General features: G+C 66.1%; 14 protein-coding genes. 8 read left to right on the top strand and 6 right to left on the bottom strand.

Annotation, left to right across the window (positions count from 1 at the left end):
- Positions 1-43: 43 nt before the first annotated feature.
- The 4 genes from AC3WK8_RS06365 to AC3WK8_RS06350 form a co-directional block, all read right to left on the bottom strand.
- The gene (locus AC3WK8_RS06365; protein WP_053130629.1) at positions 44-1,474 is read right to left on the bottom strand and encodes an LLM class flavin-dependent oxidoreductase; all 1,431 of its coding nucleotides are present in this window, start codon (positions 1,472-1,474) and stop codon (positions 44-46) included.
- Positions 1,464-1,937, bottom strand: a complete 474-nt coding sequence (locus AC3WK8_RS06360) for an acyl-CoA dehydrogenase (protein ID WP_103324322.1) — start codon at positions 1,935-1,937, stop codon at positions 1,464-1,466. Before AC3WK8_RS06360 ends, AC3WK8_RS06365 begins: the two co-directional genes overlap by 11 nt.
- Positions 1,938-1,948: 11 nt before the next feature.
- Complete coding sequence (locus AC3WK8_RS06355) at positions 1,949-3,151, bottom strand: SfnB family sulfur acquisition oxidoreductase (protein WP_103324332.1); 1,203 nt, start codon at positions 3,149-3,151, stop codon at positions 1,949-1,951.
- 191 nt (positions 3,152-3,342) lie between these two features.
- Complete coding sequence (locus AC3WK8_RS06350) at positions 3,343-3,906, bottom strand: helix-turn-helix domain-containing protein (RefSeq protein ID WP_022643993.1); 564 nt, start codon at positions 3,904-3,906, stop codon at positions 3,343-3,345.
- 16 nt (positions 3,907-3,922) lie between these two features.
- Here AC3WK8_RS06350 and AC3WK8_RS06345 point away from each other — a divergent pair, with 16 nt between their 5' ends.
- Positions 3,923-4,924 (top strand): DMT family transporter, encoded by a 1,002-nt coding sequence (locus tag AC3WK8_RS06345; protein WP_103324323.1) that lies wholly within the window; start codon positions 3,923-3,925, stop codon positions 4,922-4,924.
- A 10-nt stretch (positions 4,925-4,934) separates the two neighbouring features.
- On the opposite strand, the gene AC3WK8_RS06340 is transcribed toward AC3WK8_RS06345, so the two are convergent.
- Positions 4,935-5,309, bottom strand: coding sequence for a hypothetical protein (locus AC3WK8_RS06340; protein ID WP_103324324.1), 375 nt, complete (start codon positions 5,307-5,309; stop codon positions 4,935-4,937).
- A gap of 199 nt (positions 5,310-5,508) precedes the next feature.
- Here AC3WK8_RS06340 and AC3WK8_RS06335 point away from each other — a divergent pair, with 199 nt between their 5' ends.
- The 6 genes from AC3WK8_RS06335 to AC3WK8_RS06310 are packed head-to-tail and all read left to right on the top strand — an operon-like array spanning position 5,509 to position 11,581.
- Positions 5,509-8,427: a monovalent cation/H+ antiporter subunit A gene (locus AC3WK8_RS06335; RefSeq protein ID WP_103324325.1), complete on the top strand. Its 2,919-nt coding sequence runs from the start codon at positions 5,509-5,511 to the stop codon at positions 8,425-8,427.
- Positions 8,427-8,771, top strand: coding sequence for a Na+/H+ antiporter subunit C (locus AC3WK8_RS06330; RefSeq protein ID WP_011060906.1), 345 nt, complete (start codon positions 8,427-8,429; stop codon positions 8,769-8,771). Before AC3WK8_RS06335 ends, AC3WK8_RS06330 begins: the two co-directional genes overlap by 1 nt.
- Positions 8,768-10,456, top strand: a complete 1,689-nt coding sequence (locus AC3WK8_RS06325; RefSeq protein WP_085598851.1) for a monovalent cation/H+ antiporter subunit D — start codon at positions 8,768-8,770, stop codon at positions 10,454-10,456. The genes AC3WK8_RS06330 and AC3WK8_RS06325 overlap by 4 nt, the downstream gene beginning before the upstream one ends.
- Complete coding sequence (locus tag AC3WK8_RS06320; protein WP_022643989.1) at positions 10,453-10,941, top strand: Na+/H+ antiporter subunit E; 489 nt, start codon at positions 10,453-10,455, stop codon at positions 10,939-10,941. Before AC3WK8_RS06325 ends, AC3WK8_RS06320 begins: the two co-directional genes overlap by 4 nt.
- Positions 10,938-11,216: a K+/H+ antiporter subunit F gene (locus tag AC3WK8_RS06315; protein ID WP_022643988.1), complete on the top strand. Its 279-nt coding sequence runs from the start codon at positions 10,938-10,940 to the stop codon at positions 11,214-11,216. Before AC3WK8_RS06320 ends, AC3WK8_RS06315 begins: the two co-directional genes overlap by 4 nt.
- Positions 11,213-11,581, top strand: coding sequence for a Na+/H+ antiporter subunit G (locus AC3WK8_RS06310; RefSeq protein WP_022643987.1), 369 nt, complete (start codon positions 11,213-11,215; stop codon positions 11,579-11,581). The genes AC3WK8_RS06315 and AC3WK8_RS06310 overlap by 4 nt, the downstream gene beginning before the upstream one ends.
- A 40-nt stretch (positions 11,582-11,621) precedes the next feature.
- Here AC3WK8_RS06310 and AC3WK8_RS06305 read toward each other — a convergent pair whose 3' ends face one another.
- Positions 11,622-12,059 carry a DUF3995 domain-containing protein gene (locus AC3WK8_RS06305; protein WP_085598855.1) on the bottom strand — a complete coding sequence of 146 codons (438 nt, stop codon included), beginning with the start codon at positions 12,057-12,059 and terminating at the stop codon, positions 11,622-11,624.
- A gap of 93 nt (positions 12,060-12,152) precedes the next feature.
- Here AC3WK8_RS06305 and AC3WK8_RS06300 point away from each other — a divergent pair.
- The coding region (locus AC3WK8_RS06300) for a DUF2946 domain-containing protein (protein ID WP_178087996.1) at positions 12,153-12,505 on the top strand (353 nt) is incomplete at its 3' end.

Here is a 12,505-nt window from a genome sequence, read left to right as displayed (position 1 = left end):
GCCCCCGCGTGACCGCTGCCGCCAGCGGACATCGAGTGACGCACTACGGCCGCTGCGCCGCCGGGCGCAGCCGCACCGGCTCGGCAGCGGCTACCACCTGGCGTTGCGCGCCGAGATCGCGCCAGGCGCTGCCCGGATGGCTCTCGGGCAACCTGGGGCCTGCGCCGAACAGCTTCTCGCGCAGGGTGCCTGGCGCATAGTCGGTCTTGTACGCCCCGCGCTTCTGCAACTCCGGCACCAGCAGTTCCACCGCGTCGATAAAGGTTTCATGGGTCAAGGCGTAGGCCAGGTTGAAGCCATCCACGTCGGTTTCCTCGACCCACTCCTGCAACAGGTCGGCCACGGTCTGGGGACCACCGACGAACAACGGGCCGAAACCACCGATGCCCACCCAGTCCGCCAGCTCGTGGGGTGTCCAGACCTTGTTCGGATCCGCCGTGGAGAAGGCCTCCACCGCCGACTGGATGGCATTGGTATGCACATGCTGCAGCGGCTCGTCAGGGCGGAAGCGACTGAAATCGATGCCGGTCCAGCCACTGATCAGGGCCATGGCGCCTTCGTAGCTGACCCAGCTCTTGTACTCCTCGAACTTGGCCTTGGCCTGGGCATCGGTTTCGCCGAGGATCACCGTCTGCAGGTTGAAGATCAGCAGCTTCGACGGATCGCGCCCGGCCTCGGCGGCGCGGCGGCGGATATCGGCCACGGTCTTTTTCAGCAACACCTTGGAGGGCGCCGCGACGAACACACATTCGGCCTGCTCGGCAGCGAACTGCTTGCCCCGGCTGGAGGCCCCGGCCTGGTAGAGCACCGGGGTGCGCTGCGGCGAAGGCTCGCACAAATGGATGCCCGGCACCTGGAAGTGCCTGCCCTGGTGGCGAATCTCGTGGATCTTGCTTGGATCGCTGAAGATCCGCCGCTCGCGGTCGCGCAGCACCGCGCCGTCTTCCCAACTGCCCTCCCAGAGCTTGTAGCAGACCTCCAGGTACTCCTCGGCGTAGTCATAGCGGGCGTCGTGCTCGGTCTGGGCCTGCTGGCCGATGTTGCGTGCGCCGCTCTCCAGGTACGAGGTGACGATGTTCCAGCCGGCCCGGCCCTTGGTCAGGTGATCGAGGGTGGAAAGGCGCCGGGCGAAAGGATAAGGGTGCTCGAAAGACAGCGACGCGGTGAGGCCGAACCCCAGGTGTTCGGTGACCAGGGCCATGGGCGGAATCAGTTGCAGCGGATCGTTCACCGGCACTTGGGCCGCCTGGCGGATCGCCGCCTCGCCGTTGCCGTTGTAGACGTCATAGATGCCCAGCACATCGGCGATGAACAGCCCGTCGAACTTGCCCCTCTCGAGGATTCGCGCCAGGTCGGTCCAGTATTCCAGGTCCTTGTACTGCCAGGAGCGATCCCGGGGGTGGGCCCAGAGCCCGGGAGACTGATGACCGACGCAGTTCATGTCGAAGGCATTGAGGCGGATCTCACGGGGCATCAGGCAGCACTCCCGAACCTTCGGGCAACACGCCATTGAGGCGATAGTTGCCGATCAACTGGTACTTCCAACGCAGCGGGTCGTCCAGGGTCGAGGGATGCGGGCTGCGCTGGCCGGTGAGTTCGAACTCGGCGTTGCTGGCAGCCAGCAACGCTTCGCCGACGGCGATCGCCGCCTCCGCCAGGGCGACCCGGGTCTGGGCCGGGTCCTGCTCCGCGTGCAAGTGGCGCTGGGCACGCTCCTGCAGGGCCGCGGCCACTTCGATGCGGATTTGCAGGTCACCGAAGCGGCTGATCACGTAGGGGTCCTGGCTGGCCTGCGCCAAGCCGCTGCCCGGCCAGGGCCGGGCTTGCTGGCGTACGTAGGCCAGGGTCTGGTGCAACAGGGCTCGGGCCCGCTGCAACTGCTCGGCATTGCGGGCCAGGGCATCCTGGGGGGTATCGGGTCGAGTCAAGGCATTCATGGGGCTGTCCTTCAGTTCCAGGCGTGGCGGGCCGGCTTGACGCCGTTGAGCAGGAAATTGCCGATCAGGTGGTATTTCCAGCGGGCCGGATCGTGCAGGGTGTGGGTCCGGGCATTGCGCCAGTGGCGGTCGAGGTTGTACCTGGCCGACACCGAACGAGTGCCGGCCAGTTCGAACAGCTTGCTGGCCGCGAGCAAGGCGCTTTCGGTGGACAGCACCTTGGCCTGGGCCACCACCAGCGAGGCTTGGGCGACGCTGTCCGCATCAGGGCTGGCCAGGGCCTGGTCGATGGCCTGGGCCGCGCGGGTGAGGATTTCCTCGGCACCGTGCACCCGCCACTCCAGGTCGCCGATGGCCGCGATGGTGTAGGGATCCTGCCAGCCATGGTCCAGGCCACTGTCGATCCAGGGCCGGGACTGCCGGGCGTGGAGCTTGGCATCCTCCAGGGCGGCGACGGCGATGCCGGTGTCGACCGCGGCCTGGATCACCTGGGAGATCGGCCCATCGGCGGTGGGCTGGTCGAAGGCCCGGTGGGCCGGGATCACCGCGCTGCGCGGCACCTGTACCGCCTGCAGGCTGACCCCGCCACTGGCGGTGGTGCGCTGGCCGAAGCCGTCCCAGCTATCGATTACCGTCAGCCCGGGGTTGTCCCGCTCGATGAACGCGATATGGGCCTGGCCGTTCTCATCCACGGCCACTGCCGGGACGATATGGGCGAACAAGGCACCGGTGCAGTAGAACTTCTGCCCATCGATCCGGGCCTGGTCGCCGTCGAAGCGGATCTGGCTCTGGAAGGCGCCGACATGCTTGCTACCGGCCTCGGAGAAGGCGTTGCCGAAGCGATAGCCCCGCAGCACTTGGCTGAAGTAGCGGCGCTTCTGCTCCTCACTGCCGGTCTGCAACAGGATGTCCACCACCCCCAGGTGGTTCTGCGGCAACTGGCCCAGGGATGGATCGGCGGCGGAGATGATCTTGATCACCTCCACCAGGGTCACATAGGACACCCCGGCACCGCCGTATTCGCGGGGAATGGTGATGCCCCACAGGCCGCTGGCGGAGAACTCGTCCAGCTCGGCCACCGGCAGGCGCCGTTCACGGTCGCGTATTGCGGCTTCCACGGCGAAGCGCCGGGCCAGGTCCCGGGCGATGCTGATGGCTTCGGCATCGCTGCGGATGATATGGGCAGTGCGAGGAGGTTGGGCTGGGGCTGTCATGGGCCGGTTCCGCTTGCTGGTGGTCAAGATCGACACCCGTCGGGTGCCTGCCGCCAAGACCATTGCAGAACTCGTGCCCAGGAATAAAAACCTTCTATTTCAATGAGCTATGAATAAAACCGACAAAACACCGCAATACAAAACAGGCAAACTGCCCAACCACTGTTGGCAGGCGGACAGTTGTCGCGGAATCAGATCACCACGTTGCGCACGAAGCGCGTGGGCTGGGTGCCATCGTTGCGGTAACCATGGGGCACATGGCTGGCGAACATGAAGAAGTCGCCGCTTTCCAGGCGGCGCTCGGTGTCGCCGAAGAACACCGTCAGGCAGCCCTCGAACACATACAACTGCTCGCTCCAGCCCTGGGCATCGCACTCGGAGCGGTACTCCTCGCCAGGCTCCAGGTGCCATTCCCACAGTTCCACCTCACGGCTGGCCTCGGCCTTGGACAGCAGCACTGCGCGGCTGCCGGGAATCAGCCCCGCCCAGGCAAGCTCGTTGATACGGCTGGAGTCCCGGGAATCCGGGGCCTGGATCAGGTCGCTGAAGGCCACGCCCAGGGCCTCGGCGACCCGATCCAGGGTCCCGAGGCTGACGTTCTTCTCCCCCGCCTCGATGGCCACCAGCATCCGCCGGCTGACCGCCGACTTCTGCGCCAGGGCACTCTGGCTCAAGCCGGCGGCGTGGCGCAGGCGCCGGACATTGAGGCTGACATGTTGCAGGACCGAAGCCCGATGACTGTTTTCCTTATGCACTCTATTCGCTCGCTCCCTGGGCCTGCGCAGTATACTGCCCAATTTCCGGCGCATTGTGCGTCCCCCTCAGGTAGCACGCAAGACCATGACATCCGGGACTTCCAGCACTTTTTCCTACAAGCTCAGCAAGGCCGAGGCCGTACTGGTGCTGATCACCATGATCTGGGGCGGCACCTTCCTCCTGGTGCAACAAGCCATGGGCGTCAGCGGCCCGATGTTCTTCGTCGGCCTGCGCTTCGCCGCGGCCGCCGCCATCGTCGCGCTCTTCTCCTGGTCGCGCCTGCGCGGCCTGACCCTGTTCGAGTTGCGCGCCGGTAGCTTCATCGGGGTTGCCATCATGCTCGGTTATGGCTTGCAGACCGTGGGCCTGCAAACCATCCCCAGCAGCCAGTCGGCCTTCATCACTGCGCTGTACGTGCCCTTCGTGCCCCTGTTGCAATGGCTGTTCATGGGCAAGCGCCCGGGCTTGCTGCCCAGCCTGGGGATCATGCTGGCATTCACCGGGCTGATGCTGCTGTCCGGGCCCAACGGCGCCTCCCTGGATTTCAGCCCCGGAGAGATCGCGACCTTGATCAGCACCGTGGCGATCGCCGCGGAGATCATCCTCATCAGCAGCTTTGCCGGGCGCGTGGATGTGCGCCGGGTGACGGTGGTGCAACTGGCGGTGACCTCGATGCTGGCCTTTGCCATGGTGCTGCCCACCGGGGAAACGCTGCCGGAGTTCTCCTGGCTGCTGCTGGTCATCGCCCTGGGCCTGGGCGTCTCCAGCGCGGCGATCCAGGTGGCGATGAACTGGGCCCAGAAGAGCGTCTCGCCGACCCGGGCCACGCTGATCTATGCCGGCGAGCCGGTATGGGCCGGGATCGTCGGGCGCATCGCCGGGGAACGCCTGCCCGCCCTGGCCCTGCTGGGCGGGGCAATGATCGTGCTGGCGGTGATCGTCAGCGAGCTGAAGATCAACCGCAGATCGACGCACAGGCCAGAAGCCTCCCTGGGCGGTGAGTCGACCCCGCCCTGACCCCAGCCACCTACAAGGACGACGCATCGGGCTCGGGGCTCGAAAGCCAGCCCGGGGCGATCAAGGACCCATGGTGCTTGGGCTCCAGCGGCAGCGGATCACCTTCAATTTCGCCCTTGTAATAGAAATAGGCCCGGTAGCGGACATGCCCCTCCGGCATGGCCTTTTCGTAATACAGCACGGTGCCTGGCGGCAACAGGTAGCGGTGCCCGTCGTCCGGGGGGCCGTCGATGACCAGGGCCTTGCGAGTGCTGATCATCTCCTGGGCCGGCGGGTACAGCCGTTCCAGGCCGATGGCCAACGCGGCGCCCAGGCAGGTGAACAGCAGGGCGAAGCAGCCACGCCGGAGCAATCGGCTGCTGGTGGTGGTTTTGGCTGGGTGCATCCGTGTCGATCCTTGTCCGATGAGTTGCGTGCAGGGCAAACCTTGTGCGAACACCCGGCGAACGGGCGAAGCGGGCATTTGTCTCCTACCTTTGAAAGCGCATGTAACATTTCTGATGGCTGCCTGGCCGCGCTTGGCGGTTGGTGATCAAGGGCCTGGCACGTATTATGCGTCATACTTTTCCGCAGATTAGAAGCCTATGTCCCTGATAGTTCTACTGCTTCTGCCATTCATGGGCAGCTGTCTGGCGGCCCTGTTGCCGCACAACGCACGTAACACCGAATCGCTGCTGGCCGGCCTGGTTGCCCTGATCGGCACCATCCAGGTGGCTTTGCTGTATCCGCAGATCGCCGATGGCGGAGTGATTCGCGAGGAGTACGCCTGGCTGCCCAGCCTGGGACTGAACTTCGTGTTGCGCCTGGACGGCTTCGCCTGGCTGTTCTCGCTGCTGGTGCTGGGCATCGGCACCCTGGTGTCGTTGTATGCGCGCTACTACATGTCGCCCCAGGACCCGGTGCCGCGCTTCTTCGCCTTTTTCCTGGCGTTCATGGGCGCCATGCTGGGCCTGGTGATCTCCGGCAACCTGATCCAGATCGTGTTCTTCTGGGAACTGACCAGCCTCTTCTCGTTCCTGCTGATCGGCTATTGGCATCACCGTTCCGACGCCCGCCGTGGCGCCTACATGGCGTTGATGGTCACCGGTGCCGGGGGATTATGCCTGCTGGCGGGGGTCATGCTGCTCGGCCATGTGGTCGGCAGCTATGACCTGGACCAGGTACTGGCTGCCGCGGACAAGATCAAGGCCCATGCCCTCTACCCTGTCCTGCTTCCCTTGATCCTGCTCGGTGCGCTGAGCAAGAGCGCACAATTCCCCTTCCACTTCTGGCTTCCCCACGCCATGGCCGCACCGACACCGGTCTCGGCCTACCTGCACTCGGCGACCATGGTCAAGGCCGGGGTGTTTCTCCTGGCCCGCTTGTGGCCATCGCTGTCCGGCAGCGAAGAATGGTTCTGGATCGTCGGCGGCGCCGGCGCCTGTACCCTGGTGCTGGGCGCCTATTGCGCGATGTTCCAGAACGACCTCAAGGGCCTGCTGGCCTACTCCACCATCAGCCACCTGGGCCTGATCACCCTGCTGCTGGGCCTGAACAGCCCGCTGGCGGCGGTGGCCGCGGTATTCCACATCCTCAACCACGCCACCTTCAAGGCCTCGCTGTTCATGGCCGCCGGGATCATCGACCACGAGAGCGGCAGCCGCGACATCCGCAAGCTCAACGGCCTGATCAAGCTGATGCCCTACACCGCGACCCTGGCCATGGTGGCCAGCGCCTCCATGGCCGGGGTGCCGCTGCTCAACGGCTTCCTGTCCAAGGAGATGTTCTTCGCCGAGACGGTGTTCATCAATTCCAGCGCCTGGGTCGAGATCGCCCTGCCGGTGATCGCCACCATCGCCGGGACCTTCAGCGTCGCCTATGCCCTGCGCTTCACCGTCGATGTGTTCTTCGGCGAGCCGGCCACCGACCTGCCCCACACCCCCCACGAACCGCCACGCTGGATGCGCGCGCCGGTGGAGCTGCTGGTGTTCACCTGCCTGCTGGTGGGGATCTTCCCGGCCCAGATCATCGGGCCGTTGCTGGCCGCCGCTGCGCGGCCGGTGGTGGGCGGGACCCTGCCCGAATACAGCCTGGCGATCTGGCACGGCCTCAATGCGCCGATGATCATGAGCCTGATCGCCATGTCCTGCGGCATCGTCCTCTACCTGTTGCTGCGCAAGCCGCTGGTGCGTGGCCGCTTCGCCTACCCGCCGGGCGTGGGCCGCTTCAATGGCAAGCGCCTGTTCGAACGCTGCCTGGTAGCCCTGACCCGACTGGCCCGTGGCCTGGAACGGCGGCTGAGCACCAAGCGCCTGCAAAGCCAGTTGTTCCTGCTGGTGCTGGCGGCGGTGATCGCCGGGTTGATCCCCATGCTCTACAGCAGCCTGACCTGGGGCGACCGGCCGAAGATCCCCGGTTCCATCGTCTTCGTGACCTTCTGGCTGCTGGCCATCGCCTGCGCCCTGGGCGCCGCCTGGCAGGCCAAGTATCACCGCCTGGCCGCCCTGACCATGGTCAGCGTCTGCGGGCTGATGACCTGCGTGACCTTCGTCTGGTTCTCCGCTCCCGACCTCGCCCTGACCCAGCTGGTGGTGGAAGTGGTGACCACGGTGCTGATCCTGCTGGGCCTGCGCTGGCTGCCGCGGCGGATCGAGGACGTCTCGCCGCTGCCCAGCAGCGTGCCCAAGGCGCGTATCCGCCGCCTGCGCGACCTGAGCCTGTCGGTCGCCGTGGGCCTGGGCATGGCGCTGTTGTCCTACGCCATGCTGACCCGGCCGACGCCCAACGACATCTCCTCGTTCTACCTGAGCCGGGCCCTGCCCGAGGGTGGCGGCACCAATGTGGTGAACGTGACCCTGGTGGATTTCCGCAGCTTCGACACCCTGGGCGAGATCACCGTGCTGGTGGCCGTGGCCCTGACCGTGTTCGCCCTGCTGCGACGCTTCCGCCCGCCCAAGGAAAGCATGCAGCTGCCGGCCCAGCAGCGCCTGCTGGCACCGGACGTGGTCACCGACCTGGTCAACCCGCGCCAGGCCAGCGACACCGCCCTGGGCTTCATGATGGTGCCTGCGGTGCTGGTGCGCCTGCTGCTGCCGATCGCCCTGGTGGTGTCCTTCTACCTGTTCATGCGCGGGCACAACCTGCCGGGTGGCGGTTTCGTCGCCGGGCTGGTGATGTCGGTGGCGTTCATCCTGCAGTACATGGTGGCCGGCACCCAGTGGGTGGAGGCGCAGATGAGCCTGCGACCGCTGCGCTGGATGGGCACCGGCCTGCTGTTCGCGGTGGCCACGGGCCTGGGCGCGCTGGCCTGGGGCTATCCGTTCCTGACCACCCACACCCTGCACCTGGACCTGCCGCTGTTCGGTGATATCCATATCGCCAGCGCGCTGTTCTTCGACATCGGCGTGTACGCGGTGGTGGTGGGCGCGACGCTGCTGATCCTCACCGCCCTGGCGCACCAGTCGGTGCGGGCCCACAAGCCTACCAGCCAGTCCAAATCCCTGATCAAGAGCGGAGCCGCCTGATGGAAGAAGTCATTGCAATCGCCATTGGTGTCCTCGCCGCCTCGGGAGTCTGGCTGGTGCTGCGCCCCCGGACCTTCCAGGTGGTGATGGGCCTGTGCCTGCTGTCCTACGCGGTCAACCTGTTCATCTTCAGCATGGGCAGCCTGTTCATCGGCAAGGAGCCGATCGTCAAGGACGGCGTGCCCCAGGACCTGCTGCACTACACCGACCCCCTGCCCCAGGCGCTGGTGCTCACCGCCATCGTCATCAGCTTCGCCATGACCGCGCTGTTCCTGGTGGTACTCCTGGCATCCCGGGGCCTGACCGGCACCGACCACGTCGACGGTCGGGAGCCCAAGGAATGAACCTGTTGTCGTCGCACCTGATCGTCGCCCCCATCCTGTTGCCGCTGCTGACCGCGGCCCTGCTCCTGTTGCTGGGAGAAAAACACCGGCCGCTCAAGGCTCGGCTCAACCTGTTCTCCAGCCTGCTGGGCCTGGGCCTGGCGCTGTACCTGCTGTACTGGACCCAGGCCGATGGCGCCACCGGCTCCTTCGGCGTGTACCTGCCGAGCAACTGGCAGGTACCGTTCGGCATAGTGCTGGTGGTCGATCGCCTGGCGGCGCTGATGCTGGTGCTGACCGGCATCATCGGAGTCAGCGCGCTGCTGTTCGCCATGGCCCGCTGGGACGGCGCCGGCGCCAGCTTCCACGCGCTGTTCCAGATCCAGCTGATGGGCCTGTACGGGGCCTTCCTCACCGCCGACCTGTTCAACCTGTTCGTGTTCTTCGAAGTGCTGCTGGCAGCGTCCTATGGCCTGATGCTGCATGGCTCGGGACGGGCGCGGGTGTCCTCGGGACTGCACTACATCACCATCAACCTCCTGGCCTCGTCGTTGTTCCTGATCGGCACGGCGATGATCTACGGAGTCACCGGCACCCTGAACATGGCCGACCTGGCCATGAAGATCCCCCTGGTGCCCGAGGCCGACCGTGGCCTGTTGCACGCCGGCACGGCGATCCTGGCCATCGCCTTCCTGGCCAAGGCCGGGATGTGGCCGCTGAACTTCTGGCTGGTGCCGGCCTATTCCTCGGCCAGCGCACCGGTAGCGGCCTTGTTCGCGGTGATGACCAAGGTCGGGGTCTATACCGTGCTGCGCTTGTGGACCCTGCTGTTTTCCGGCCAGGCCGGAGCCTCGGCCTATTTCGGCAGCCAGTGGCTGGTGTACGGCGGCCTGGCGACGATCTGCTGTGCGGCGCTGGGCATCCTCGCCGCGCAACGCCTGGAGCGCATGGCCAGCCTGAGCATCCTGGTCTCGGCGGGGATCCTGCTCGCGGTGATCGGCTTCGCCCAACCGGCACTGACCGGCGCGGCGCTGTTCTACCTGTTCAGCTCGACCCTGGCCATGTGCGCGCTGTTCCTCCTAGCCGAACTGATCGAACGCTCGCGCTCGGCCACCGAGGCGCCCCTGGAAGACGAAGGCGAGATCCTGCCGCAACCACTGGGGGCCTCGCCGCCCCGGGGCAGCAACCTCGACGATGAGCAGCAGGTGGTGGTCGGCCAAGTGATTCCCTGGACCATGGCCTTCCTGGGCCTGAGCTTCATCGCCTGTGCCCTGCTGATCATCGGCATGCCGCCGCTGTCGGGCTTTATCGGCAAGCTCAACCTGATCGCCGCCCTGCTCAACCCCCAGGGCCTGGGCAGTGGCCTGCAGACCCAGGTGCCGGTGGCGGGCTGGTGCTTCCTGGCGCTGCTGATCCTCTCCGGCCTGGCGTCCTTGATCGCCTTCGCGCGCCTGGGCATCCGCCGCTTCTGGACGCCCGAGGAGCGACCCTCGCCTGTGCTGCGGCGCCTGGAGTGCGTGCCGATAGTGGCGCTGCTGGGCCTGTGCGTGGTGCTGAGCTTCAAGGCCGAGCCGCTGCTGCGCTTCACCCAGGACACCGCCGACAACCTCAATCATCCCGAGCACTACGTGATGGCGGTACTGGGCACCCGGACGGTGCTCAGCCCCGAGGCCAAGGCTGCACTGTCGATGGAGGTGCAGCCATGAAACGCCTGTTCCCATCGCCCTTCCTGTCCCTGGCGTTGTGGTTGTTGTGGCTGCTGCTGAACCTCTCCGTCAGCCCCGGCAACCTGCTGCTGGGCGCGGCGCTGGGTTTTCTCGCGCCGCTGCTGATGCGCCCGCTGCGCCCGCAACCGATCCGCATCCGCCGGCCCTGGACCATCCTGCGCCTGTTCCTGCTGGTGGGTCGCGACGTACTGGTGTCGAACCTGCTGGTGGCCTGGGGCGTGCTCAACAACGGCCGGCGTCCGGTGCGCTCGGCGTTCGTCAAAGTGCCCCTGGACCTGCGCGACGCCAACGGGCTGGCGGCGCTGTCGACCATTACCACGGTGGTGCCGGGCACGGTCTGGTCCGAGCTCTCCCTGGACCGCAGCATCCTCTTGCTGCACGTGTTCGACCTGGAGGATGAAGCGCAATTCATCCAGCACTTCAAGGCCACCTACGAGCGCCCGCTGATGGAGATCTTCGAATGAGCGCACTGATGGATAACGCGATCCTGCTGAGCCTGTTCATCTTTTCCCTGGCCATGGTCCTGACCCTGGTACGCCTGTTCCGGGGGCCTTCGGCCCAGGACCGGGTCCTGGCGCTGGACTACCTGTACATCCTGGCGATGCTGATGATGCTGGTGCTGGGCATTCGCTACTCCAGCGATACCTACTTCGAGGCGGCGCTGCTGATCGCCCTGTTCGGCTTCGTCGGCTCCTTCGCCCTGGCCAAATTCCTCCTGCGTGGCGAGGTGATCGAATGAACGACCTGCAACAACTGCCCCTGTGGGTGGAAATCCTGGTGGCCCTGTTGCTGCTGCTGGGCAGCCTGTTCGCCCTGATCGGCGCGCTGGGCATCCTGCGCATGAAGAGCTACTTCCAGCGCATGCACCCGCCGGCCCTGGCCTCGACCCTGGGCTCGTGGACCGTGGCCCTGGCCTCGATCCTGTATTTCTCGGCGCTCAAGTCGGGGCCGGTGCTGCACGCCTGGCTGATCCCGATCCTGCTGTCGATCACCGTACCGGTGACGACCCTGCTGCTGGCCCGCGCCGCGCTGTTTCGCAAGCGCATGGCCGGCGACGACGTGCCGGCGGAAGTCAGCAGCAAACGCCAGGAAACCGGCAACTGAGCAGGCGCGGGCTCGCCCCGCGCCTGCCTTGCTGGGCTGCTCAGGCCCAGGCCAGCACCAGCAGCCCAGCCCCCAGTACCACGCACAAGGGGCAATAGAACAGCGTGTCGAGCCGGGCGAAGCGCGAACCCCGCACCTGCTTGAAGAACCCCACCAGTTCCGAATCGCCAATGGCCCGGCCGAACATCAGCAAGGCCATGGCGCTGATGATCCACTGCAATGCCGGATGGCTCACGCTCGGCAACAAGAGCCCGACCCGCAGGCACACCAGCAGCGCTACCAGCAACAGGGCCAGCGCCACCAGCAAGGTCGCCAGCGCCGGTATCTGGAAGGCCGGCTGGCTCTGCCCGGGCGCAGGCCCAGGCACCTGCGGGATCACCGCCTCGCTGCCGCGCTTGCCGCCAGCGGCCCAGTACAGGTGCAACAGGCTGATCGATAAAAAGGTTCCGGCCACTCCCTGTGCAAGCAGATGAGTCATGTTGGACGTCCCTGGAAAATTTCGCTGAAGAATGGACCTGATTGCGCGTTTTGGTAAGTACGTTCGTCGTCTTCGATGCTAAAGTGCCGGCCCATGAAATTCGCCCGTTCCGATCGCTCGCTCGTTGCCTGGATGCTGTATTGCTGCGTCCTGTTCAACGTGTTCGCCTGCAGCATCGGCCATGGCCAGATGCTGGGCATGCAGCTTAACGGCATCGGCGGGCAGTTCTGCAGCGTCGACCCGGCCACCCAGGCGCCGGTACAAGCCCCCACCGACCAGGATTCGCTGCCGACCCTGGCCAAGGCCTTCGGTTGCCCGCTGTGCTCCACCGGTGGCATGGGCCCGGCGCTGAACACCAGCCTTGGCCTGGCTTTCCTGCCGCAGCCCCAGGCGCCGCCGCTGGCCGGCCCGCTCCAGGTCGATCTCCCCGCCCAGCATAGCTGGCC

It is taken from the genome of Pseudomonas sp. FW507-12TSA, assembly GCF_058781435.1.
The sequence above is the reverse complement of the archived record's forward strand: the minus strand, read 5'-3'. Positions and strand labels throughout refer to the sequence as shown.

Coding starts and splice junctions, on each gene's coding strand:
- AC3WK8_RS06325 (WP_085598851.1), top strand. CDS start 8,768: ATGAACCTGTTGTCGTCGCACCTGATCGTCGCCCCCATCCTGTTGCCG.
- AC3WK8_RS06360 (WP_103324322.1), bottom strand. CDS start 1,937: ATGAATGCCTTGACTCGACCCGATACCCCCCAGGATGCCCTGGCCCGC.
- AC3WK8_RS06340 (WP_103324324.1), bottom strand. CDS start 5,309: ATGCACCCAGCCAAAACCACCACCAGCAGCCGATTGCTCCGGCGTGGC.
- AC3WK8_RS06330 (WP_011060906.1), top strand. CDS start 8,427: ATGGAAGAAGTCATTGCAATCGCCATTGGTGTCCTCGCCGCCTCGGGA.
- AC3WK8_RS06335 (WP_103324325.1), top strand. CDS start 5,509: ATGTCCCTGATAGTTCTACTGCTTCTGCCATTCATGGGCAGCTGTCTG.
- AC3WK8_RS06315 (WP_022643988.1), top strand. CDS start 10,938: ATGAGCGCACTGATGGATAACGCGATCCTGCTGAGCCTGTTCATCTTT.
- AC3WK8_RS06355 (WP_103324332.1), bottom strand. CDS start 3,151: ATGACAGCCCCAGCCCAACCTCCTCGCACTGCCCATATCATCCGCAGC.
- AC3WK8_RS06310 (WP_022643987.1), top strand. CDS start 11,213: ATGAACGACCTGCAACAACTGCCCCTGTGGGTGGAAATCCTGGTGGCC.
- AC3WK8_RS06365 (WP_053130629.1), bottom strand. CDS start 1,474: ATGCCCCGTGAGATCCGCCTCAATGCCTTCGACATGAACTGCGTCGGT.
- AC3WK8_RS06305 (WP_085598855.1), bottom strand. CDS start 12,059: ATGACTCATCTGCTTGCACAGGGAGTGGCCGGAACCTTTTTATCGATC.
- AC3WK8_RS06320 (WP_022643989.1), top strand. CDS start 10,453: ATGAAACGCCTGTTCCCATCGCCCTTCCTGTCCCTGGCGTTGTGGTTG.